Genomic DNA, 23,795 nt, shown 5'->3' with positions numbered 1-23,795 from the left:
TTAAATTCTTTCAATTTTTGCACCTATAGATTTTAAGCGTGCTTCTATGTTTTCGTAACCTCTATCTATTTGTTCTATGTTATGAATTATAGAAGTTCCTTTTGCAGATAATGCTGCTATTAACAATGAGATACCTGCTCTAATATCTGGAGATGTCATTGTAGTAGCTCTTAAACTACTTTCAAAATTTTGCCCAATTACAGTTGCTCTATGAGGATCGCAAAGAATAACTTTTGCGCCCATATCTATTAATTTATCAACAAAAAACAAACGACTTTCGAACATTTTTTGATGTATTAAAACGGTTCCTTTTGCTTGAGTTGCAATAACTAAAACTATACTCAATAAATCTGGCGTAAATCCTGGCCAAGGAGCATCTGAAACAGTTAAAACTGAGCCATCTATATAGTTCTGAATTTCGTAGGATTCTTGTTCTGGAATGAAAATATCATCACCTATTTTCTCGAATTCTATGCCTAATTTAGCAAAAACATTTGGAATTTGCCCTAAATTTTTCCAACTAACGTTTTTAATTGTTAATTCTGAACGTGTCATAACAGCCACACCTATCCAAGAACCAATCTCAATCATATCTGGTAAAACGCTATGCTCACATCCGCCTAAAGTTTTAACACCTTCTATAGTTAGCAAATTAGAACCAACTCCAGTAATTTTAGCTCCCATGGCATTCAACATTTTACACAATTGTTGAATGTAAGGCTCACAAGCAGCATTGTAAATTGTGGTTGTGCCTGTTGCTAAAACAGCTGCCATTAAAATATTTGCAGTTCCTGTAACAGAGGCTTCATCTAACAACATATCTGTACCCACTAATTCATCTGCTTCTACTCCATAAAAATGTTCTTCTTTATTATATCTGAAAATGGCACCTAAGTTTGTAAAACCCTCAAAATGTGTATCTAATCTTCTACGTCCTATTTTATCTCCTCCTGGTTTAGGAATATATCCTTTTCCAAAACGAGCCAATAAAGGGCCCACAATCATTATAGAACCTCTTAATGAGCTTCCATCTCTTTTAAAATCTGTAGATTCTAAATATGCTAAATTGATTTCATCTGCTTTAAAAGCATAAGAATTACTACTTAACTTTTCTACTTTTACACCTAATTCACCAAGTATAAAAATCAATTTATTCACATCAACAATATCAGGCACGTTATGAACTGTAACCTTTTCTGGAGTTAATAAAACAGCACAAAGTATTTGTAAAACTTCATTTTTTGCTCCTTGTGGAGTTATAGTACCTTTTAATTTATGTCCACCTTCAATTTTAAATGACGCCATTAATTAATATCTTTTTCTGTTTTTATGATTGTGATGTTGTTTCTTATTATTGGTCTTAGAATGATTTTGACCTTGAGAATTTCTTTTTCTTAATAAATTTTTACTGTCAGTTAATTCTTCTTCAGTACTTCTTAAATCTATTTTTCCATCAGACAAATCATATAAATGCTTATAAATTACAGCATCATCTACAGTATCTTTATTCCAATTAAGATAGCACTTTTTCATGTGATTGGCAATGGTAAACACTAAAGCTTCTTTTTTATCGCCTTCTTCCCAACTTAAAGCTACATCTATCATGGTTTGAATATTATTACCATAATAACGATATCTTGATGCTGATTTTGGGTAGGCTAAAGCTTCTGGTTTTTCTTGTAATTCTTCTTTTGATGGTTGAGGATAAGGAGATTCTACATCTAATTTAAACTCAGACATTATATATAATTGATCCCACAATTTGTGTTTAAAATCTGGAACATCTCTTAAATGTGGCTGTAAATTACCCATTACATCTACAATGGCTTTTGCCATTTTATCTCTTTCTTCTTTGCTTTCTAAAGCCACACAGTGATTTACCAATTTCTGAATATGTCTGCCATATTCTGGAATAATCATTAGTGTTCTTTCTGAATTGTATTCTAAATCGAATGTCATTTATATATTATTTGTGAAGATTCTTGATTAAAAACTAATGACAAGAATATACTAAATTTATTGTAGTTATTTTAATTGTTGCAAAATAACAATTTATTTTTGTTTTATAATTGATTTTTTAACCAATCACTTTTAATTTAGCAAATTGTAGCAATAATTTCTTTTTACCTACTGTACTAAACTTAATTTCTGCTTTTTTATTTGGCCCTTTACCTTCTAATGCAATTACCTCTCCAGCACCAAATCTATTATGCTCTACAATATTACCCACTGCAACAGCACTATCAAACAAATTGGTTTTAGCATTGGTAGCTTGAGTAACTTTTTTTAAGTTTTTAGGAATGATAATTTCTTTCTTTTTTGCCAAATCACGTTCCATTTTTTTACGTTGAATTGGTTTTTGAAAACGGATTCCTTTAGGAGCATCATCAAAAATACTTTTATCAACAAAACGATTTACACTTGGTTCTGGTACTTTTGGAGTAATATAATGCAAATATTGGTCGTCTATTTCTTCTAAAAAACGACTTGGTTCTGCATCTACCAATTTACCCCATCTATAACGTGTTTGTGCATAACTTAAATAAGCTACTTTTTCTGCTCTTGTTAATGCTACATAAAATAATCTGCGTTCTTCTTCTAACTCGCTTCTAGTATTCATGCTCATTGCAGAAGGAAATAAATTTTCTTCTAAACCAACAATGTATACATATAAATACTCTAAACCTTTAGATTGATGTATGGTCATTAAAGAAACGCTTGGTTTTTCTTCGTCTTTTTTAGAATCGAAATCTGTAGCCAAAGCAACATCTTCTAAAAATGTAGTTAAAGAAGCATCTGCGCCTTCTTCTATTTTATCTGTTATAAAATCTTTAATTCCGTTTAACAATTCTTGAACGTTTTCTACTTTACTAACAGCTTCTGGTGTACCATCTTTTTCTAAATCTTTAATTAATCTGGTTTCTTTTACAACAGTTTCTGCAATTTCGAAAGCATTTTTTGTTTGAGATTCTATTTGAAATCTTAAAATCATATTCATAAAATTCTGCAACTTATTCTTGGTGCTAGAATTTATTTTGATATCAATTTTATCGATATATTTTATGATTTCGAAAATGGATTTTTTGTAGTGATTTGCAGCTATAGTAAGCCTATCAATGGTTGTTGCTCCAATTCCTCTTGCAGGATAATTGATAATTCTTTTTAGTGCTTCTTCGTCATTTGGGTTGATTAAAATACGTAAATAAGATAAAATATCTTTGATTTCTTTTCTTTGATAAAATGAAATTCCACCATAAATTTTATACTCAATATTTTTCTTTCTTAATGCATCTTCTATAGCTCTAGATTGCGAATTTGTTCTATACAATACACAAAAATTATCTGGAGTTAATTGATGATTCATCATGTTTTCCCAAATGGATTGTGCTACAAAACGACCTTCTTCACCATCAGAAATAGTACGCATCACATTTATGGAATCTCCTGCATCATTAGAGGTCCAAACTTCTTTATCTAACTTGGTTTTATTTCTTGCAATTACAGAGTTAGCTGCGTTTACAATATTTTTTGTTGATCTATAATTTTGCTCTAATTTAAAGGTTTTTACATCAGGATAATCTTTTTGAAAATTTAAAATATTCTGAATATTAGCACCCCTAAAACTATAAATACTCTGAGAATCATCACCCACTACACAAATATTACCAAATTTATCTGCTAAAGCCCTAACAATGATATATTGTGAGTGATTTGTATCCTGATACTCATCAACCATAATATATCTAAATCTGTCTTGATATTTTGCTAAAACATCAGGAAAACGAGCCAGTAATTCATTGGTTCTTAACAATAAATCATCAAAATCCATGGCACCAGATTTAAAACATCTGTCTACATATTCTTTATAAATATCACCAACTTTTGGTCTGCTTGCGTGTAAATCTGCTTCTTGTAAATCAGAATTATTAAAGTATGCTCTAACTGTTATTAAGCTATTTTTGAATGATGAAATTCGTCCTAAAATTTGCTTGGCTTTGTAGCGTTCTTTATCCAAGTTCATTTCTTTAATAATTGCAGTTATTAAACGTACTGAATCTTGCGTATCGTAAATGGTAAAGTTGCTAGGAAAACCTAACTTGTCTGCTTCTGATCGTAAAATTCTAGCAAAAACCGAGTGAAAAGTTCCCATCCAAAGGTTTTTGGCTTCACTTTGGCCTACAACTCCTGCAATTCTTTCTTTCATTTCACGAGCTGCTTTATTGGTAAAAGTTAGCGATAAAATATTAAAAGAATCTACTCCAGATTGCATTAAATGCGCAATTCTATAGGTTAAAACACGTGTTTTTCCAGAACCTGCACCTGCTATAATTATCATTGGACCATCTTTTTGCAAGACAGCCTGTTTTTGCGCTTCGTTTAAAGTATTTAAATAAGTATTCAATGGTAAATTTTGAAAGAATTTAAAAACGTGAAATTAGCCAAACTATTCGTTTTTATAAAGTAACCTTGTTAGTTTTTATTCACAAATTATTTTACAAATATTCGTTCTAAAACCCGAATTAACAAGAATTCGTCTTAAAACCCGAATCTATTAAAATTCGTCTTAAAACCCGAATAATTTTGAAATTGAGGATAAAAAAAGTATTTTTACTAAAAATTTACAATGACAAGCATTTTAACCGGCGATATTATAAACTCTAGAAATGTAGCTACACAGCTGTGGTTACCGATCTTAAAAGATGCATTTAATGCTGTTGGAACATCACCTAAAACTTGGGAAATATACAGAGGAGATAGTTTTCAAATTGAAATTAATTCGATAGAAGATGCATTATTATTTGCTATAAAATTAAAAACAGCCTTAAAGAAAATTAAAAATTTGGATGTTAGAATTGCAATTGGAATTGGAGCAAAAAACGAAACTTTTAAAAACATTACAGAAGGAAATGGAGAAGCGTTTATAAATAGTGGGTTTGCTTTTGATAATCTTTTAAAAAAACAAAATTTAGCAATTAAATCTCCTTGGCCAGACTTTGATAACATCTTAAACACCTCTTTGGCTTTAGCTTTATTAACCATGGATAACTGGACCATAAATTCGGCTACTTTTGCAGAAATGTATTTAAAAAACCCAACACTTACTCAGAAAATTATCGCTAAAAAACTAAATATATCAGAAAGTAGCGCAAGTGAACGCAGAAAAAGAGCTGGTTTAGATGAAATTATGCAATTAGAACAGTTGTACAGAGATTTAATCAACAATAAAACTACAAATTAATGTTACTCTTTTTAAAATTCTTATTGGCACATATTTTGGGTGATTTTGTTTTTCAGTCAGAAAAATGGGTAACAGATAAAGAAAAAAAGAAAGTAAAATCTTTACGTTTATATTTTCATATTGGTGTGCACATTTTATCTTTATTGCTCATCCTTTTGTTTGATATACAACAATACTGGTTAGGTTTTCTGTTTATAATTACAACTCATTATAGTATAGATCTTTTAAAATTATATCTTCAGAAGAAAAAAACAAAGCGAATTTGGTTTTTTATAGATCAAATTTTACATCTTTTTATGTTGATGATTGCAGTTTCTTTTTACGAAGATTTTAATTTATCTCTAGAAAATATCATCACCAAAAAAACGTTATTACTACTAATTTTTATATTGATGGTTGTTTTTGTGTCAGCCATTATCATAAAAATAATAATAACACAATGGAATCCTGAAAAGAAAAAAGAAAACGACGATTCACTTGCCAAAGCTGGTAGATATATAGGTATTTTAGAGCGCTTATTTGTTTTTACTTTTGTAATTACAAATCATTGGGAAGGCATAGGTTTTTTATTAGCGGCAAAATCTGTTTTTAGATTTGGAGATTTAACATCATCTAAAGACCGAAAACTAACAGAATACATTTTAATTGGTACTTTATTAAGTTTTGGCTTTGCTGTCTTTTTAGGAATTTTATATTTGTATCTCTTAAATTTTATATAATTAAATGGAAGATAAAATCTTAGAAAGTATTGCATATATTTTGCCTGCAGCAGTTACAGGTTTTGTTGCTTATTATATGTTTAACGGTTTTTTAAAACAACAAAATACTGAAAAAAAATTAGCAATAATGGCAGAGAAAAAGAAAGAATCTTTGCCTATTAAATTGCAAGCTTACGAAAGAATGTTGTTGTTTTGCGAACGCATTAACCCTGTAAAAATATTGGTAAGAATTAAACCAATATCAGAAAATACCACAGATTATTTACAGTTATTAATTGCCAATATAGATCAGGAATTTGAACATAATTTGGTACAACAAATTTATATTTCTGATGAAGCTTGGACAGCCATTATTGCCACAAAAAGAGCCATAATTAATAAACTACAACAAGCAGCAGAAACATCAAATTCTGCAAATGATTTTAGAGAAAATGTATTAATTGATTATTCTAAAACATTACCACCCACAGAAACAGCCATCAGTTTTATAAAAAGTGAAGTAAAAAAACTCTTATAATCAAAAAGTCTTCTTAAATAAGAAGACTTTTCTATTTTATGATAAAAAAAACCATAAAAGAGGGGGATACTACAATACGATTCTCACTCCTATTTTTAAATTTCTACCTCTTGTAGAAAAACCTAAAATATCATCATAATCTTCGTTTAAAAGATTGGTAACTCCACCAAAAAAAGTAACAGTTTCATTTAACAACTTATAATTTGCTAAAAAATCTAACACTTGGTAACTTGGCAAAATAACATCTTCTCCAGCTGTTCCAAAACTTCCCCATCTATCAAATAGCGATCTTTCTCCTACATTTCTATAATTTAAATTAAAAAACGCATTTTTTAAAACAGAAATTCCAACTCCTAAATTCAATTTATTTGCTGCTATATAATCGTTAAAATCTTCAGTTTTATCTCTATCAACATAAGTATATGATGCGTTAATTGCTAAAAATTTAGCAGGCATAATTTTAGTATTTAGCTCAAATCCATTAGCATCAGAAGAACCATTTCCATATTTAAATGTTGTATTATCGTAAATAATTGCATCTTCTTCTTTTCTATTAAAATACACAGCATCAAACTGAATCCAATCTTGGTAATTTACTTCAAAACCCGCTTCAAAAGTTTTATTAGATTCTGGTTTTAAATCGATATTACCAGCAAAACCATCATACAATTGATACAAACTTGGTGCAATAAAAGCAGTGCTATAAGAAGTAATTAATTTTAATGAAGCTTGTTCATTTTTTAAAGCTTGATAAGCCAAATTACCATCGTAAACCAGGTGATTTCCGTACACATTATGTATATTTAATCTTGCACCAACATTAACACTTAAACCAAAATCAGCAATATAAACCACACTTGCATAAGGATCTATTGTATTAAAATTGGCTACATCTTTATCAATGGTTGCAAAAGGAGTTTCTGTTTGATTAGAGTGCTCTTGATAATTTAACCCTGAAATGAGTTGAAATTTTTCTGAAAATTCAAATTTGTTCACCAAATCTACATTAATACTTTTACCCGTAAATTGATAAAAATCTAAACTCCCAGCCCAAGAATTAAATTGATTTACTTCTCTTTTCACCTCATTTACAGAAGCTAAAAGATACAATTGCCCTTTATTATAATTAAAAGTTGGTTTAATTCCAAATCTAAATTGATTTTGATTTCCTTCGTTTACATCACTATCTGCATATGCACCAGCGTCAAAATCGTAATCAAAATCATCATAATTTAAAAAAGTTTCTACATAAAATTTATCACTAAAAGCGTAGCCCAATTTTACCAAAACGTTTTTGCTGTAAAAACCATCTTCTTCAAAAGTGGTATTTGCATCACTTTTAGCAGAAGACATACCATCTACTTTAGAAAGATTGATAGAACTTAAAAAATTAAATTTCCCTAATGTTCCATTTACAGAAATATTTTGATTGTTATCTGCAGATTTATCACCAGTATTATCAGCTGTTTTATTTGTGCCAAAACTAGTTTCTAAAGTGCCAGAAATAGAATTTTTAGAAGCTTTTTTTAAGATGATATTAATTACAGCTGTTGCAGCTCCAGAACCATATAAAGTAGATGAAGCACCTTTTAAAATTTCGATACTTTCTATTTGACTTACAGCTAACAAACGTAAATCAAACTCCTGATTAATAGCAGATTGATCTGTAACAGGCACACCATCTATTAAAACTAAAACTTGTCTACTTCTACCACCTCTAACATAAATACTTCTTGGTTCTGATGCATTAGAATTTACCCCTCTAACATCTATACCAACTACATTGTTTAGAATTTGAATTACATTTTTACCTGCATTTTGCTGCAATTCTTTTTGGGTAATTTTGGTAATTACTTTACCTGTGTTTTCTTTTTTTAACTTAAATTTAGTTGCAGTAACTACAACTTCTTCTAAAGTTTCTACGTTTTCTTTTTGCTTTTCTTTTTTTTGTGCAAAAAGAGTTGTGCTGGCAAAACTGAATGCCAAAGCACCAACAATTACTAATTGTTTTTTCATTTTAATGATTTAATTGAAACAATAAATCAGGTAAATTTTGTGTACGAATAGTTATTAGTACATAAACTTTTATCCCGAAAGTTTTTAACTCGTGATTTTTGGCAGGTCTCCTGACTTGCGTCTTGTAACAAACCTTCCCATTTTATTCTAAATACACTTTAGAAATCAAACAGTGGTTAAAGAATTGGTTACAAGCTTTATAGCTTACAGTTGCGGGTACAGTTCTGGTATTTCACCAGATTCCCTTTTAATTTGATGTAAAAATGAAGCTTACATCAAAACCAAAATCTTTGCAAATGTATAAGTATTCTTTTCAAGAATCTAATAAAATCGTTTTGAAATTTAATATCTTTAAACTTTAATAATATTTAGATTTATGAGAATTGAAAATGATTTAAAATTGGGATTTAAAGATGTAATGATTCGTCCTAAACGATCTACATTAAAATCGAGATCTCAGGTTACTTTAGAGAGAGAATTTAAGTTTTTACATAGTAATATCGTTTGGAAAGGTATACCAATAATGGCTGCAAATATGGATACTGTTGGTACTTTTGAAATGGCTAAAGAATTGGCAAAACACAAATTATTTACAGCCGTACACAAACATTATTCTTTAGAAGAATGGCGTAATTTTGCCACAAATTCATCCGAAGAAGTTTTAAAAAATATTGCTGTAAGTACAGGTACTGGAAAAGACGATTCTGAAAAAGTAAAAACCATTTTAAATGAATTTCCTCAAATAAACTTTATCTGTATTGATGTTGCGAACGGATATTCTGAACACTTTGTCAATTTTGTTCAAAAAATGCGTAAAAATCATCCGAATAAAATAATTATTGCGGGTAACGTTGTTACTGGAGAAATGGTAGAAGAATTGCTTTTATCTGGTGCAGATATTGTAAAAGTTGGTATTGGGCCAGGTTCTGTTTGTACAACTCGAGTTAAAACAGGTGTGGGTTATCCACAATTATCGGCTATTATAGAATGTGCTGATGCTGCTCATGGAATGGGAGGACAAATTATTTCTGATGGTGGTTGTAAAATTCCTGGTGATGTTGCCAAAGCTTTTGGTGGTAGTGCAGATTTTGTAATGCTTGGAGGTATGTTTGCTGGACACACAGAAAGTGGTGGTGAATTGATTGAAAAAAATGGCGAAAAATTTAGAGCTTTTTACGGAATGAGCTCAGAAACTGCTATGAATAAACATGCTGGAGGCGTTGCTAATTATAGAGCTTCTGAAGGTAAAACTGTAGAAGTTCCTTTTAAAGGTGATGTAAAAAACACAGTTATTGATATTTTAGGCGGAATAAGATCTACATGTACTTATGTAGGTGCAAAAAGATTAAAAGAATTAACCAAAAGAACTACTTTTATTCGAGTTCAAGAACAAGAAAATCAAGTATATTCTTAATGAAGAAAATTTTAGTTTTTACTATTTGGTTATTCGTTTTTGGTTCGTGTAAAAAAGAAGCTGTTAAGGTTGATGAAAATAATCAAACAGAAAGTAACATCAAATATGCAAAGGGTTTTGATATTGTTGATAAAAATGGAGTTAAAAAGTTAATTATAAAATCTGCTTATCAGAATTCTGATGAAATTTTTGAATATATCATTCAAAATAAAAAATCCAAAAAAGAGGAGATTGCAAATACACTCTCTACTCCTATTGAGAAAATTGTTGTTACTTCTACAACTCATATACCAATGGTTGAGTTGCTGAATGAAGAAACTGCAATTATTGGTTTTCCGTATTCAAAATATGTATCCTCAGAAAAAACAAGACAATTAATTGATGCTGGAAAAATTAAAGAAATTGGTAAAGAAAGTTCTTTAAACACAGAAATTCTGTTGAATTTGCAACCAGAATTGGTTGTAGGCTATAGTGTTTCTTCTGCTGATAAATCTTTAACCACCATAAAAAAAGCAGGAATAAAGGTAATTTATAATGGAGATTGGCTAGAAGAAACTCCTTTAGGAAGAGCAGAATGGATTAAGTTTTTTGGAGTTCTATTTGATAAGGAAAAACAAGCAGACAGTATTTTTAGAATTATTGAAACCAATTATATACAAGCTAAAAACATTGCTTTAAAATCAACCAAAAAACCAAGTATTTTATCTGGTGCAATAATGAGCAAAGATATTTGGAATTTGCCTGCAGGTGATAGTTTTGTAGCCCAATATTTAAAAGATGCCAATTGTAATTATTTGTGGCAAAACTCGTCTGGAAAAGGAAGCTTGTCTTTAAGTTTTGAACATGTTTTTGATAAAAGTGCAGATGCAGATTTTTGGATTGCTCCTGGCTACTTTTCATCCAAAGAACAATTACTTAGTAGCAATAAATTATACTCAAAATTTAAAGCGTTTAGACAAAATAACATCTATACTCCATCAACAAAAAAAGGAAAGACAGGTGGAGTTCTTTATTATGAATTGGCACCAACAAGACCAGATTTGGTTTTAAAAGATATTATAAAAATTACCAATCCTGATTTGTTACCAAATTATAAACTTACATTTTTTGAAAAAATGTTATAAATAAAAAACCCCAGAACTAAAAATTCTGGGGTTCTTTTCATATAAAATGGGGAACTTAAATATATACTTTTTTAAGACATACTAAATTAATGATTTCTAAAAAAACGCAGCGATTTAAGGGGGTAGTATTTGGGTAGTATTTGGGTAGTAGGCTTTATAAAGTCAATAAAAACCTAATTATTGAGATAAATTTAAAGCTTCTTTCCTGCTTTTAATATGTAATTTATCATAGATGTTTTTGATATGAAATTTTACGGTATTAATTGAAACATTAACTACTGTAGCAATTTCTTTATTTGATTTACCTTGTAATATTAAATCGAATATTTCTCTTTCTCTAACACTTAAAGACGCTAACTTTTCTTTATTTAATTGTTTGTTGCCTTTTGCCTTTTTATCTTTTAACATTTTAGAGAAATTTCTAATCTCTTTTTTCATGTAGATGTTTTTCTTTCTTAATAATTTTTCTCTTGAAAAAATGGCAAAACCAAATATTATAATTTGAAAAATACCACCAATTTTTATATTAAAACCATCTATAGAAAAAACAGTAATACCTAGATTTCTAAAAACAAAAGAATCTAAACCCGAAAACAATAAAATAGCAAAACCGAAAACAAATAACTTTGTAAAGTTATTTTTTTTAAATAAAATAAGTGCAGCTAGCCAATAGGTTAATAATAATAGAAAAACTAAAACATTTAATGCTATAAATACATTATGGTTCTTATTAAAATAGAAAACTATAACAAAAGCAATAATTAGAAAACCTAAGGTATAGGTGTAATATTTTAATTTCGGATATACCTCATCTAAATTTAAAAAATAACTGACAAATTTTGAGGAATAAAAAGAAATTAAAATATAATTTAATAAAATTAAAAGTTTAATATAACTAAAGTTAAAACCAAATAGAATTAAGCTTCCATCTAATAAAATAAACATTAATGTTATACTCATCAAAAAAAATGAATAATATAATAATGTTTTATCTTTAAAAAAAGAATAGTAAAATAACGAGTAAATTATAATTAAGAAAATGAATCCATAGAAAAACCCATTTAGTGTAATAATCAGTTTTTCTCTAAAATCTGAATCTACTTCTTTTTGCAATTCAAAAGGAAAATAAGAAACAAAATCTGAATTTACCTTAACATATAAATCATCTGTTCTTAAAAACTCAAAAGCTAAAAATCTTTCTTTTTCTAGAGCTTTAATTTCTCTAAAATTCTGATAAGCCTTAAAAAACTTAATTCTATGACTCTTAACTTTAAAAATATAAGTTTCTTTTGCTTCTGATTTCGGAATTTTAAACCAATAAGAAGCATCTGAATGTGGTTCTAGAATTAATTTTTCAATGGGTTTAAATTCTTTATCTACGATGGTTTTAGAATTTAAACTATTATCAAAGTCTTTAAAGTAAAAAACATCAGATTGAGCAAAAACCCAACTCGATACAAAGCATAAAACAATAAATATTTTAAATTTACCTAACAATTTCGACTAATTTTCTAAAACCTTATGAATAAAAAACCAATCAAATATAGTGAAACTATTGCTGTTGTTGCTCTTGTTGCTGTTGTTTTAATTTTAAAGAAAAATTAAATGCGGCCTTTGCATGTATTTTTGTAGTATCAAAAACAGGTACAGAAACATCTTCTTGCTGAATTAACAACGGGATTTCTGTACAACCTAAAATAACACCTTCTGCTCCTATTGCTATTAGTTTATCAATAATTTTTAAATAGGCTTCTTTGGATGATTTTTTTATTATTCCTGCAGACAACTCATCGTAAATAACATTATGAATTATATTTCGATCTTCTGCATCAGGTATTACAGCTGTTATTCCAAAAGACGATAAAATATCAATAAAAAAATCTTTTTCCATGGTATATTTTGTACCCAATAAAGCCACTTTTTTAAGTTTCTTTTCTATAATTTTTTTTGATGTGGCATCTGCAATATGAATTACAGGAATTTTAACCGCTTTTTGAACAGCTTCTATACACAAATGCATGGTATTTGCACAAATTAAAATACAAGTAGCACCAGATTTTTCTAGATTTCTACCAGCTTTTGCCATTTTTTCATCTAACAAATCCCATCTATTATTTTTCTGAAGATTTGCAATCTCACCAAAATCGAATGTATTAATAATAAGATCTGCAGAATGAGGTTTTCCTAAATTATTTGAATTTAAATCATTTAAAATTCTGTAATATAAAATGGTAGATTCTGGAGTAATTCCTCCTATTAATCCGATTTTTTTCATAGCTGATTTATTTAAAACAAACTTTGCTGCGTATCATCGTCAGTATTTTCCTTTTTCTTTTGAATTGCTTTCTTTAAAAGCTCGTTCTTTTTGTTTTCTTTGCTTTCTGCATCTATAGTTGCAGGTTTTTCAACAACAGGAACTTCTAATGGTAATTTATCTTCAATCACTTCTTCTTCAACCACTTCAACATCTTCCGCTTTTTCTTCTTCTGGTTCTTCGTAAGGTAATGATTCTAATAAATTTACATTTTTAATACGCTCTGTTGTTAATTGATTTCCAAGAGCTTTTATCCCTTTTACAGCAATAAATTCTTCGAAATTAACTTCTTCATTGACTAAACTTCTTTTAGAAAATTGTACTTCTGCAATTGGTCTATAATCTGTAGCAACAATTTCTAATTTAGATTTTGGATGTTCAGAAATAAAAAGTTCTTCTTTTTCTGGAGTTTCTATCAAAAAGCGTTTTACATAATATTTGGCTTTTTCACCATCAAAATAAATTGCAGAAATGGGTTTATTAGGCTTCCATTTTTCTAAAACAATCATATCATCATCAAAATGCATTGCCAAATCTGGTTTAACAGCTTTAGCTTTACCCTCTTGAGTTATGATTAACAGCTTATCTTCTGCTCTAAATTCACCCAACAAATCTCCTCTTTCATCAACATTTAAACGTTGTACAGTTTCATCGAACCAAATTTTACGTGGTTTTAAAGTTGATACTCCTGCAGATTTAAAATCGATACTTTTAATGGCAAACTTGGTAATAGTATTTCCACGAACACTTCTACCCTTTACAGCTAAATCAGCAAAATCGATGTCCCATTTTAGTTTTTTAATACTACCAACAGCTCTTAAATTTACGGTAACCACTTCTGCTTCTCCATTCGGATTTGCAGAAAAATATAACACTTTAGAACCTTTGCTGCCATTGGTTAAATCGTATTCTTTATCACGAGTTACAGCAGTAACCGCAAAACGTTTCATATAACTTGGGCCTCTTGTACCATCTTTATACATAAAATTATAAACGGTTCGTTTATCTTTCTTTTTAAAGACGGCAATGTGTATAATATCTTTACCTACAAAGGTTTTAGCATCAATTTTGGTCACCATCATTTTACCATCTCTTCTAAAAACGATAATATCATCAATATCAGAACAATCTGCTACAAATTCGTCTCTTTTTAAAGAAGTACCAATAAAACCTTCTTCTCTGTTTACGTACAATTTAGCGTTTTTCATAGCTACTTTTGATGCAACTATATCATCAAAAATTCTAATTTCAGTTTTACGCTCTTTACCTTTTCCGTATTTTTCTTTTAGGTTTTTAAAATAGTCGATTGCAAAATCAATAAGATGATCTAAATGATGCTTTACACCAGCAATTTTTTCTTCTAAACTTTCTATATGTTGTTTGGCCTTATCAATATCGAATTTTGATATTTTCTTGATTCTAATTTCTGTTAAACGAACAATATCTTCTTCAGTAATGGCTCTTTTTAAATGTTTAATATGAGGCTGTAAACCTTTATCAATCGCTTCAATTACACCTTCCCAAGTTTCTTGTTCTTCTATATCCCTATAAATCCTATTTTCTATAAAAATTCGTTCTAAAGACGAAAAATGCCATTGTTCTTCTAGTTCGTTTAACTGAATTTCTAACTCACGTTTTAACAATTCTACAGTTAAATCTGTGGAATGTTTCAACATATCAGAAACTCCTGTAAACACAGGTGTATTATTTTTAATAGTACACGCTAAAGGCGATATTGATGTTTCGCAATTGGTAAATGCATACAAAGCATCAATAGATTTATCTGGTGATACGTTTGGTGGCAAATGCACCAAAATTTCTACTTGAGCTGCAGTATTATCTTCAATCTTTTTTATTTTGATTTTACCTTTATCATTGGCTTTTAAAATGCTATCAATTAAAGAAGAAGTTGTTGTAGAAAACGGAATTTCATTAATCACCAACGTTTTTTTATCCAATTGCGAAATTTTTGCTCGAATACGCACCCTTCCTCCTCTTTTACCATCATTATAATTGGTAAAATCAGCAATTCCGCCAGTTAAAAAATCAGGCACAATTTTAAAACTTCTACCTTTTAAATATTTAATAGAAGCATCTATCAGCTCATTAAAATTGTGTGGTAATATTTTGGTTGATAAACCAACTGCAATTCCTTCTGCTCCTTGCGCTAATAATAAAGGGAATTTTACAGGTAAATCTATAGGTTCTTTTCTTCTACCATCATAAGACAATTTCCATTCTGTTGTCTTCGGATTAAATACAACTTCTAAAGCAAATTTAGACAAACGTGCCTCAATATATCTAGATGCTGCAGCTCTATCTCCTGTTAAAATGTTACCCCAGTTTCCTTGCATATCAATCAGCAATTCTTTCTGACCAATTTGTACCATAGCATCAGCAATAGAAGCATCTCCATGTGGATGATATTGCATAGTATGCCCAACAATATTGGCTACTTTGTTGTAACGTCCATCATCTAAATCTTTCATAGAATGCATAATTCTACGTTGTACAGGTTTTAATCCGTCTTCTAAAGATGGTACTGCTCTTTCTAAAATTACATACGAAGCATAATCTAAAAACCATTCTTTATACATACCAGTAACTTTGGTAATGGTTTCTTCTTGAGGCGAATCTAATTGTTCACCTTCGTTCGTTAATTCTTCTTCGTGTTCGTTCTCGTTTATTTCTTCACTCATTCTTTTTAAACGTTTAATTGTTTAATCGTTTAATTGTGTATTTGTTTCTTTGGGCATTCCCTAAAGGTCGGGCTTTACGTTATATCTTTTTTATGAAAATAAAAAAGGATGCCACTCCAATCCCTAACGCAGGCATACTTGCTAATTATTTGCAATTACGTTTATTATTTTTCTATCAATTTATTTTGTTTCTTTCAGACCTCACAGGTTTTATAAACCTGTGAGGTCTTCTAAATTTTTTATTTTTAAAACTATAAATTATAACCAAATTTATAAATTTTATGAACTACAAACTTGCTAAAACTCCTTTCCTATCGAAAGGATTTAGGATAAGACATCTAAACTTCTTCCTCAACATAATCTAGTTCCACTTTTAAATTTTGGATGATAAATTTCTGTCTGTCAGGTGTATTTTTTCCCATATAAAACTGCAGCATTTGCTCAATAGACATTTCTTTGTCTAACATTACAGGATCTAAACGAATATCATCACCAATAAAATGTACAAATTCATTAGGCGAAATCTCACCCAAACCTTTAAATCGTGTTATTTCTGGTTTTCCTCTTAGTTTTTCAATTGCCTCTCTTTTTTCTTCATCCGAATAACAGTAGAATGTTTGTTTTTTATTTCTTACTCTAAACAAAGGTGTTTCTAGAATATATAAATGTCCTTCTTTTATCAATTCTGGGAAAAACTGTAAGAAAAATGTGATTAATAACAAGCGAATGTGCATACCATCAACATCGGCATCAGTAGCAATTACAATATTGTTATAACGTAAATCCTCTAAACCATCTTCAATATTTAAAGCAGCTTGTAAAAGGTTGAATTCTTCATTTTCGTACACAATTTTTTTACTTAATCCGTAAGAGTTTAAAGGTTTTCCTTTTAAACTAAAAACCGCTTGTGTATTTACATTTCTTGATTTTGTTATAGAACCAGAAGCAGAATCTCCCTCAGTAATAAACAAGGTTGTTTCTAAATAATTTTCCTTTTTAATATCACCTAAATGAATTCTACAATCTCTTAATTTTTTGTTGTGTAAACTCGCTTTTTTTGCTCTATCTCTTGCTAATTTTCGAATTCCAGAAAGTTCTTTTCGTTCTTTTTCTGCTTGCAAAATTTTCTTTTGAAGCTTATCTGCAATTTCTGTATTTCTGTGTAAAAAGTTGTCTAGTTTTGTTTTAACAAAATCATTGATATAAGTTCTAACTGTTGGCAACTCACCTCCCATTTCTGTAGAACCTAATTTTGTTTTGGTCTGACTCTCAAACACGGGTTCCATCACTTTTATAGCAATTGCTGCTATTACTGATTTTCGAACATCAGAAGCTTCGAAATTTTTACCAAAAAAATCACGAATGGTTTTTACAATAGCTTCTCTAAACGCAGCTTGGTGTGTACCTCCTTGTGTAGTATGTTGCCCATTTACAAAAGAATAATACTCTTCTGAATATTGCGTTTTACTGTGTGTAATAGCAACTTCTATATCATCACCTTTTAAATGAATTATTGGATACAACATGTCTTCTGTGTTGTTATTATCCTCTAACAAATCTTTTAAACCATTTTTAGAAAAAAACTTTTCTCCGTTAAAAATAATGGTTAAACCCGGATTTAAATACACATAATTTTTAAGCATTTTGGCTACATATTCATTTCTGAATTTGTAATTCTTAAAAATGGTTTCATCCGGAATAAAAGAAACCTTAGTTCCTTTTCTGCGCGAGCTTTCTTCCAAAAACTCTTGGTTTTCTAAATTTCCTTGGCTAAATTCTGCTGAGGCAGATTTTCCTTCTCTAGAAGATTCTACTCTAAAATAAGAAGATAATGCGTTTACAGCCTTTGTACCTACACCATTTAATCCTACCGATTTTTTAAAGGCTTTAGAATCGTATTTACCACCTGTATTCATTTTAGAAACCACGTCAACCACTTTCCCTAAAGGAATTCCACGTCCATAATCTCGAACTGTAACCTTGTGTTCTTTAATGGAAATTTCAATGGTTTTCCCTGCCCCCATTACATATTCATCAATAGAATTGTCTAAAACTTCTTTAACAAGTATGTAAATTCCATCGTCTGCAGAAGAACCATCACCTAATTTACCAATATACATTCCAGGACGCATTCTAATGTGTTCTTTCCAATCTAAAGACCTGATATTATCTTCGGTATATTTTGTTTCTTGACTCATAAAATCTTTACTGTGATTAGGTTTGATGTACTGGACAATATAGCATTATCATCATTTAAATAAAACAGCAAAATCAATTAGTTATTAACATAATTTCAACGATTTTTTTGATATTATTTTTAAGTATTTTAACAGAAAATCCTTGGAAATAACACATCAAAAATCACAAAAAAAAACAATATGTTATATTTTTAAACAAAACATTAAATACTCAACATTTTAATTACTTTTGATGCGTAAATCAAATTAAAACAAAGTGGAAAACACACAACTTTTAGCGTTAGCAAATAAATACGGGAGTCCTTTATATGTTTACGATACAGATAAAATAGAATCGCAATACAACAGATTAACAAATGCTTTTAGTAGTGTTAAGAATCTGAAATTAAATTATGCTGTAAAAGCACTTTCAAACATAAATATTTTAAAATTCTTTAAAAATTTAGGTTCAGGTTTAGATACAGTTTCTTACCAAGAAGTGCAATTGTGTTTAACTACAGGAATAGAACCTCATGATATTATTTTTACTCCAAATGGAGTTTCTTTAAAAGAAATTGAGGAAGTTGCAAAATTAGGGGTTCAAATTAATATTGATAACCTTTCTATTTTAGAACAATTTGGTCAAAAGCATCCAGAAATTCCTGTTTGTGTACGTATCAATCCGCACATTATGGCTGGTGGAAATTCAAAAATTTCTGTAGGTCATATCGATTCTAAATTCGGAATCTCCATTCACCAAGTACCTCACATTAAACGTGTTGTAGAAAATACAGGAATGAATATTAACGGAATTCATATGCACACTGGTTCTGATATTTTAGATATCGACACTTTTTTACGTGCCTCTGATATTTTGTTTGATGTTGCTCGTCAGTTTAAAAATATCGATTTTATCGATTTCGGAAGTGGCTTTAAAGTTCCTTATAAAGAAGGAGATATTTCTACGGATATTGAGCAATTAGGTGTTCAATTATCAGAAAGATTCAACGAATTTTGTGCAGAATATGGTAAAGACATTACGTTAATGTTTGAACCTGGTAAATTCTTGGTTTCTGAAGCTGGTGTTTTCTTAGCTAAAGTAAATGTGGTGAAACAAACAACTTCTACAGTTTTTGCGCATGTAGATTCTGGTTTTAATCATTTAGTAAGGCCAATGATGTACGATTCTTATCATCACATCACAAACATTTCTAACCCAGAAGGAAGAGATCGATATTATTCTGTGGTTGGTTATATTTGCGAAACAGATACATTTGCATCTAACAGAAGAATTTCAGAAATTTCTGAAGAAGATGTTTTATGTTTCCACAATGCTGGTGCGTATTGTTTTTCTATGGCATCGAATTACAATTCTCGTTATTTGCCTGCAGAAGTAATGTTGGTTAATGGTCAAGATTATTTAATTAGAAAAAGACAAACAATTGAAGATATTTTAAACAATCAAGAAGTGGTTGAATTTTCTTCAAAAAAAAAGACTAAAAAAGCAGAAGTAACTGCTTAAATTTTATAAAATATTTTTCTATAAATCCACTAAAGAATTCATTTTTTTAGTGGATATTTTTTTACATTTACTCAACTATAAAAACCAATAACAATAATGAAAATTTTAGGAATAGGAAGTAATTATGTTACCGATTTAAAAGATATTGAAGAAAAAAAGAAAGGTAAAAAATTTATTTTCTCTAAACCAGAAACAGCATTGGCTGTAAACTGCGATGTTCCTTATCCAAGTAGTATTACCAACCAATTAATTTACGAAGTAGAATTGGTAGTAAAAATTGGCAAAGAAGGTAAAAACATCAGCAAAGAAGAAGCAAATTCTTACATTTCAGAAATTGCTGTGGGTATCGATTATACAGCTACTGATATTTTAAAAAATGCTAGAGAAACTAAACATCCTTGGGAATTTGCCAAAGGTTTTGATGGTGCTGCACCAATTTCTAGTTTTCAACCGGTTTCTGATTATAATTTAGGTGATATTGATTTTGATTTAAAAATTAATGGAGAAGAAAAACAAAAAAGCAATACAGCATATATGATTAACGATTTTGCTGATATTATTTCTTTTATTTCTGAATACATGACCTTACAACCTGGCGATTTAATTTTTACAGGAACTCCAGCTTTGGGTAAAGGAGAAATTTTTAAAGGAGATCATTTACAATGTTCTGTAAATGGAGAATTATTATTAGATTTTAAAATGATATAATTTTTTATTGATGAAAATCAGACTTTCTAAAATTGAGGATATTCCGCAAATTGCAACAATTATAAACGATGCAAAAGAACTTTTAGCATCTCTTCATATTGATCAATGGCAAAATGGCTATCCAAATGCTGAACAGGTAGAAAACGACATCAAAAATAATGAAAGTTATGTAGTTGTAAATGATGAAGGAACAGTGATAGCAACCTCAATGTTTACTTTAAGAAAAGAACCTACTTACAAAGAAGTTATTGATGGGAATTGGCTAATTTCTGAAGATGAAGTGTATGGCGTAATTCATAGAATGGCCATTAAAAAAGAATACAGAAAATTAGGTTTAGCAACTTTTCTTTTTGACGAATTCCATCAACAATTAAAAGACAAAAACATACAAAGTTTAAAGATAGACACACACGAAGATAATTTGGGTATGCAATCTTTAATCAAAAAATTGGGCTACAAATACTGTGGAATTATTTACACCAGTTACAACGCAAAACGTTTAGCTTTTGAGAAATTAATTTAAAACAATTACCAATAAAAAGACCCTTCAGCTTTTAAAAACCTGAAGGGTTTAAAGCAAAATAAAACTATATTTACAACCTCATAAATTCATTTTTATGAGGTTTCTTTTTTCAAAAAAATTAATTCAAAATGCAAATTCATCAGTATATCATTCAACAAACAAAAATTTCAGAAAAGTCTATACAAAACACCCTTTCATTATTAAACGAAGATGCTACAATTCCTTTTATATCAAGATATAGAAAGGAAATGACAGGAAATTTAGATGAAGTGCAAATTGGAGAAATTGTAAAATTTAAAGAAAGTTTTGAAGCTCTAGAAAAACGTAAAAAAGCCATTTTAAAAGCTTTAGAAGATCAAAATGTAATTACACAAGAACTAACTGAAAAAATCAATACATGTAGAGATTTAATTGCCTTAGAAGATGTGTATTTGCCTTATAAGAAAAAACGAAAAACCAAAGCCGAAACTGCACGTTTACAAGGCTTAGAACCTTTGGCTAAAATGATAATGAGTCAACGTGTAAATGATTTAGAATATACCGCTTCTAAATATATTAAAAATGATGTTGAAACTCTAGAAGATGCTATAGAAGGCGCTCGTTTTATCATTGCAGAATGGATTAACGAACGTACAGATATCAGAAACAACATCAGAAGAGAATTAGAACGTTTTGCCACCATTTCATCTAAAGTGATAAAAGCGAAAAAAGAGGATGAGAAAGCACAAAAATTTAAAGATTATTTTGATTGGAGCGAATCTTTAAACCGAATTCCATCTCATAGGTTATTGGCAATTTTAAGATCCGAAAACGAAGGTTTTATCCGAATTAAAATAGAAGTAGATTCAGAGCGATTATTGCAAAGAATTGAAAATAGAATTATCAGAACTCAAAATGAATGTGCTACACAAATTGAATTGGCAATCAAAGATGCTTATAAACGATTATTATTCCCATCTTTGGCTAACGAAGCTTTATCAAAAGCCAAAGAAAAAGCCGATGAAAATGCCATTTTAGTGTTTGCTAAAAACTTAAAACAATTGCTTTTAGGCGCTCCTTTAGGCGAGAAAAAAGTGTTAGCCATAGATCCTGGTTTTAGATCTGGTTGTAAAGTGGTGTGTTTAAATGCGCATGGTGATTTAGAACACAATGAAACTATTTTTCCTCACGAACCTCAAAATCAAAAGATTGAAGCCATAAAGAAAATTAGTTTTTTAGTAGATGCGCATAAAATTAAAGCCATTGCAATTGGTAATGGAACTGCTTCTAGAGAAACTGAACAGTTGATTAAAAAGATTCAGTTTAAAAATCCTGTGGATGTTTTTGTAGTCAGTGAAGCTGGTGCTTCAATTTATTCGGCTTCTAAAATTGCTAGAGACGAATTCCCTAATTACGATGTAACCGTTCGTGGTTCAGTTTCTATTGGTAGGCGTTTGCAAGATCCTTTAGCGGAATTGGTTAAAATTGATGCAAAATCGATTGGAGTTGGCCAATATCAGCATGATGTAGATCAAACAAAATTGAAAAAATCTTTAGACACCACAGTTGAAAGTTGTGTAAATACGGTTGGCGTAAACATAAATACTGCAAGTGAATCTTTGCTGAGTTATGTTTCTGGAATTGGGCCAAAATTGGCAGAAAATATTGTGAAATATAGAAATGAAAATGGTGCTTTTTCTACAAAAAATCAAATAAAAAAAGTGCCACGTTTAGGAGGAAAAGCTTTTGAGCAAGCTGCTGGTTTTTTACGAATTAAAAATGGGAAAAATCCTTTAGATGATTCTGCTGTGCATCCAGAAAGTTATTTTTTGGTTGATAAAATTGCGAAAGATTTAAAAACGAATGTGAATGATATTATTGGAAATAAAGAATTAATCCAACAAATTCAATTAAAAAATTATATCACAGAAACCATTGGTTTGCCTACTTTAAAAGACATTATTAGCGAGTTAGAAAAACCAGGTTTAGATCCAAGAGCAAAAGCTAAAGTGTTTTCTTTTGATGCAACTATTAAATCCATTGCTGATTTAAGAATTGGACAACTCTTACCAGGAATTGTAAATAACATTACCAATTTTGGTTGTTTTGTTGATGTAGGTATTAAAGAAAGTGGCTTAATTCACGTTTCTAATTTATCAGATTCTTTTGTAAAAGATGTAAATACAATTGTTGCTTTGCAACAACAAATTGTGGTAAAAGTATTAGAAGTAGATGTGGTTAGAAAACGAATACAATTGGCGTTGGTGAAGTAATTTTTAATATCTTTATAAAAAGAATTATAACAAATGGATTTTCAGACAACAAAAATAAAATTGGTTAAAGAAATATTGGATATTGAAACTCCTGAATTGATTGAAAAAATTATCACTCTTCTTAAAAAAGAAAAGAAAGATTTTTGGGATGATTTAACTCCTTCTCAACAAAAAGAAATAGATAAAGCTGATTTAGAAATTCTTAATGAAGAAACCACAGATTATGAAACTTTTATGGCTTCTCATAGAAAATGAATAGAAAAGTTATCATTTCTAAAACTGCTAGTAAAAAACTGGAAAAGCTTTTTAATTACTTAGTTATAAATTGGAATCTAAATGTAAAATTAAATTTTATTGAAAAACTAGATAAAAGTATTAACGCAATAAGATTAAACCCTGAAAGTTTTCCTGAATCACATAGAAAAAAAGGATTACACAAATTTGTAATTACAAAGCAGACTTCAATTTTCTATAGATTTGACACTAAAAAAATAATAATTGTAACAATTTTTGATACAAGACAAAATCCTAATAAGTTAAATAAAGATTTGTAAAAAATCTTAAATAATTC

19 protein-coding genes and 1 riboswitch are annotated in these 23,795 nt (G+C 29.5%); of the genes, 11 read left to right on the top strand and 8 right to left on the bottom strand.

Features of this window, described 5'->3' with window-relative positions:
* From murA to ACWYN7_RS12220, 3 genes are all read right to left on the bottom strand, one after another.
* Nucleotides 1-1,305 (bottom strand): UDP-N-acetylglucosamine 1-carboxyvinyltransferase, encoded by a 1,305-nt coding sequence (gene murA, locus ACWYN7_RS12230; RefSeq protein ID WP_462860261.1) that lies wholly within the window; start codon nt 1,303-1,305, stop codon nt 1-3.
* Nucleotides 1,306-1,308: 3 nt separating this feature from the next.
* Nucleotides 1,309-1,959, bottom strand: coding sequence for a DUF4290 domain-containing protein (locus tag ACWYN7_RS12225; protein ID WP_462860260.1), 651 nt, complete (start codon nt 1,957-1,959; stop codon nt 1,309-1,311).
* Nucleotides 1,960-2,077: 118 nt separating this feature from the next.
* Nucleotides 2,078-4,402: an ATP-dependent helicase gene (locus tag ACWYN7_RS12220; protein WP_462860259.1), complete on the bottom strand. Its 2,325-nt coding sequence runs from the start codon at nt 4,400-4,402 to the stop codon at nt 2,078-2,080.
* Between the two features lie 222 nt (nt 4,403-4,624).
* Here ACWYN7_RS12220 and ACWYN7_RS12215 point away from each other — a divergent pair, with 222 nt between their 5' ends.
* The 3 genes from ACWYN7_RS12215 to ACWYN7_RS12205 are packed head-to-tail and all read left to right on the top strand — an operon-like array spanning nt 4,625 to nt 6,475.
* Complete coding sequence (locus tag ACWYN7_RS12215; protein WP_462860258.1) at nt 4,625-5,239, top strand: transcriptional regulator; 615 nt, start codon at nt 4,625-4,627, stop codon at nt 5,237-5,239.
* A complete protein-coding gene (locus tag ACWYN7_RS12210; RefSeq protein WP_462860257.1) occupies nt 5,239-5,958 on the top strand; it encodes a DUF3307 domain-containing protein in 720 nt (239 codons plus the stop codon). The genes ACWYN7_RS12215 and ACWYN7_RS12210 overlap by 1 nt, the downstream gene beginning before the upstream one ends.
* Nucleotides 5,959-5,962: 4 nt before the next feature.
* Complete coding sequence (locus ACWYN7_RS12205) at nt 5,963-6,475, top strand: DUF7935 family protein (RefSeq protein ID WP_462860256.1); 513 nt, start codon at nt 5,963-5,965, stop codon at nt 6,473-6,475.
* A 69-nt stretch (nt 6,476-6,544) separates the two neighbouring features.
* On the opposite strand, the gene ACWYN7_RS12200 is transcribed toward ACWYN7_RS12205, so the two are convergent.
* Nucleotides 6,545-8,491: a TonB-dependent receptor plug domain-containing protein gene (locus ACWYN7_RS12200; RefSeq protein WP_462860255.1), complete on the bottom strand. Its 1,947-nt coding sequence runs from the start codon at nt 8,489-8,491 to the stop codon at nt 6,545-6,547.
* 83 nt (nt 8,492-8,574) lie between these two features.
* A riboswitch (cobalamin riboswitch) is annotated at nt 8,575-8,792 on the bottom strand.
* Nucleotides 8,793-8,867: 75 nt separating this feature from the next.
* Between ACWYN7_RS12200 and guaC the strand changes: the two genes are divergently transcribed.
* Both guaC and ACWYN7_RS12190 read left to right on the top strand, forming a co-directional pair.
* Nucleotides 8,868-9,905, top strand: a complete 1,038-nt coding sequence (gene guaC / locus ACWYN7_RS12195) for a GMP reductase (RefSeq protein ID WP_462860254.1) — start codon at nt 8,868-8,870, stop codon at nt 9,903-9,905.
* Nucleotides 9,905-11,029, top strand: a complete 1,125-nt coding sequence (locus ACWYN7_RS12190) for an ABC transporter substrate-binding protein (RefSeq protein ID WP_462860253.1) — start codon at nt 9,905-9,907, stop codon at nt 11,027-11,029. Before guaC ends, ACWYN7_RS12190 begins: the two co-directional genes overlap by 1 nt.
* Before the next feature lie 177 nt (nt 11,030-11,206).
* Here ACWYN7_RS12190 and ACWYN7_RS12185 read toward each other — a convergent pair whose 3' ends face one another.
* The 4 genes from ACWYN7_RS12185 to ACWYN7_RS12170 all read right to left on the bottom strand — a co-directional run bounded on the left by ACWYN7_RS12185 (nt 11,207) and on the right by ACWYN7_RS12170 (nt 18,240).
* Entirely contained in the window at nt 11,207-12,526 is a 1,320-nt protein-coding gene (locus ACWYN7_RS12185; RefSeq protein ID WP_462860252.1) for a LuxR C-terminal-related transcriptional regulator, read from the bottom strand.
* Nucleotides 12,527-12,581: 55 nt separating this feature from the next.
* Nucleotides 12,582-13,304, bottom strand: coding sequence for an aspartate/glutamate racemase family protein (locus ACWYN7_RS12180; protein WP_462860251.1), 723 nt, complete (start codon nt 13,302-13,304; stop codon nt 12,582-12,584).
* Nucleotides 13,305-13,315: 11 nt separating this feature from the next.
* Nucleotides 13,316-16,042: a DNA gyrase/topoisomerase IV subunit A gene (locus ACWYN7_RS12175; protein WP_462860250.1), complete on the bottom strand. Its 2,727-nt coding sequence runs from the start codon at nt 16,040-16,042 to the stop codon at nt 13,316-13,318.
* Between the two features lie 338 nt (nt 16,043-16,380).
* A complete protein-coding gene (locus ACWYN7_RS12170) occupies nt 16,381-18,240 on the bottom strand; it encodes a DNA topoisomerase IV subunit B (RefSeq protein WP_462860249.1) in 1,860 nt (619 codons plus the stop codon).
* A gap of 256 nt (nt 18,241-18,496) precedes the next feature.
* Here ACWYN7_RS12170 and lysA point away from each other — a divergent pair, with 256 nt between their 5' ends.
* The 6 genes from lysA to ACWYN7_RS12140 all read left to right on the top strand — a co-directional run bounded on the left by lysA (nt 18,497) and on the right by ACWYN7_RS12140 (nt 23,778).
* On the top strand, nt 18,497-19,741 hold the full coding sequence (gene lysA, locus ACWYN7_RS12165; protein WP_462860248.1) for a diaminopimelate decarboxylase: 1,245 nt from the start codon (nt 18,497-18,499) through the stop codon (nt 19,739-19,741).
* 96 nt (nt 19,742-19,837) lie between these two features.
* The gene (locus ACWYN7_RS12160; protein ID WP_462860247.1) at nt 19,838-20,449 is read left to right on the top strand and encodes a fumarylacetoacetate hydrolase family protein; all 612 of its coding nucleotides are present in this window, start codon (nt 19,838-19,840) and stop codon (nt 20,447-20,449) included.
* Nucleotides 20,450-20,459: 10 nt separating this feature from the next.
* The gene (locus ACWYN7_RS12155; RefSeq protein WP_462860246.1) at nt 20,460-20,972 is read left to right on the top strand and encodes a GNAT family N-acetyltransferase; all 513 of its coding nucleotides are present in this window, start codon (nt 20,460-20,462) and stop codon (nt 20,970-20,972) included.
* Between the two features lie 128 nt (nt 20,973-21,100).
* On the top strand, nt 21,101-23,224 hold the full coding sequence (locus ACWYN7_RS12150) for a Tex family protein (RefSeq protein ID WP_462860245.1): 2,124 nt from the start codon (nt 21,101-21,103) through the stop codon (nt 23,222-23,224).
* A gap of 33 nt (nt 23,225-23,257) precedes the next feature.
* Nucleotides 23,258-23,479 carry a hypothetical protein gene (locus ACWYN7_RS12145; RefSeq protein WP_462860244.1) on the top strand — a complete coding sequence of 74 codons (222 nt, stop codon included), beginning with the start codon at nt 23,258-23,260 and terminating at the stop codon, nt 23,477-23,479.
* Entirely contained in the window at nt 23,476-23,778 is a 303-nt protein-coding gene (locus tag ACWYN7_RS12140; RefSeq protein ID WP_462860243.1) for a type II toxin-antitoxin system RelE/ParE family toxin, read from the top strand. Before ACWYN7_RS12145 ends, ACWYN7_RS12140 begins: the two co-directional genes overlap by 4 nt.
* Nucleotides 23,779-23,795 lie beyond the last annotated feature (17 nt).

The organism is Polaribacter sp. M10 (genome assembly GCF_054968445.1).
This window is presented reverse-complemented; position numbering and strand designations above follow the sequence as displayed.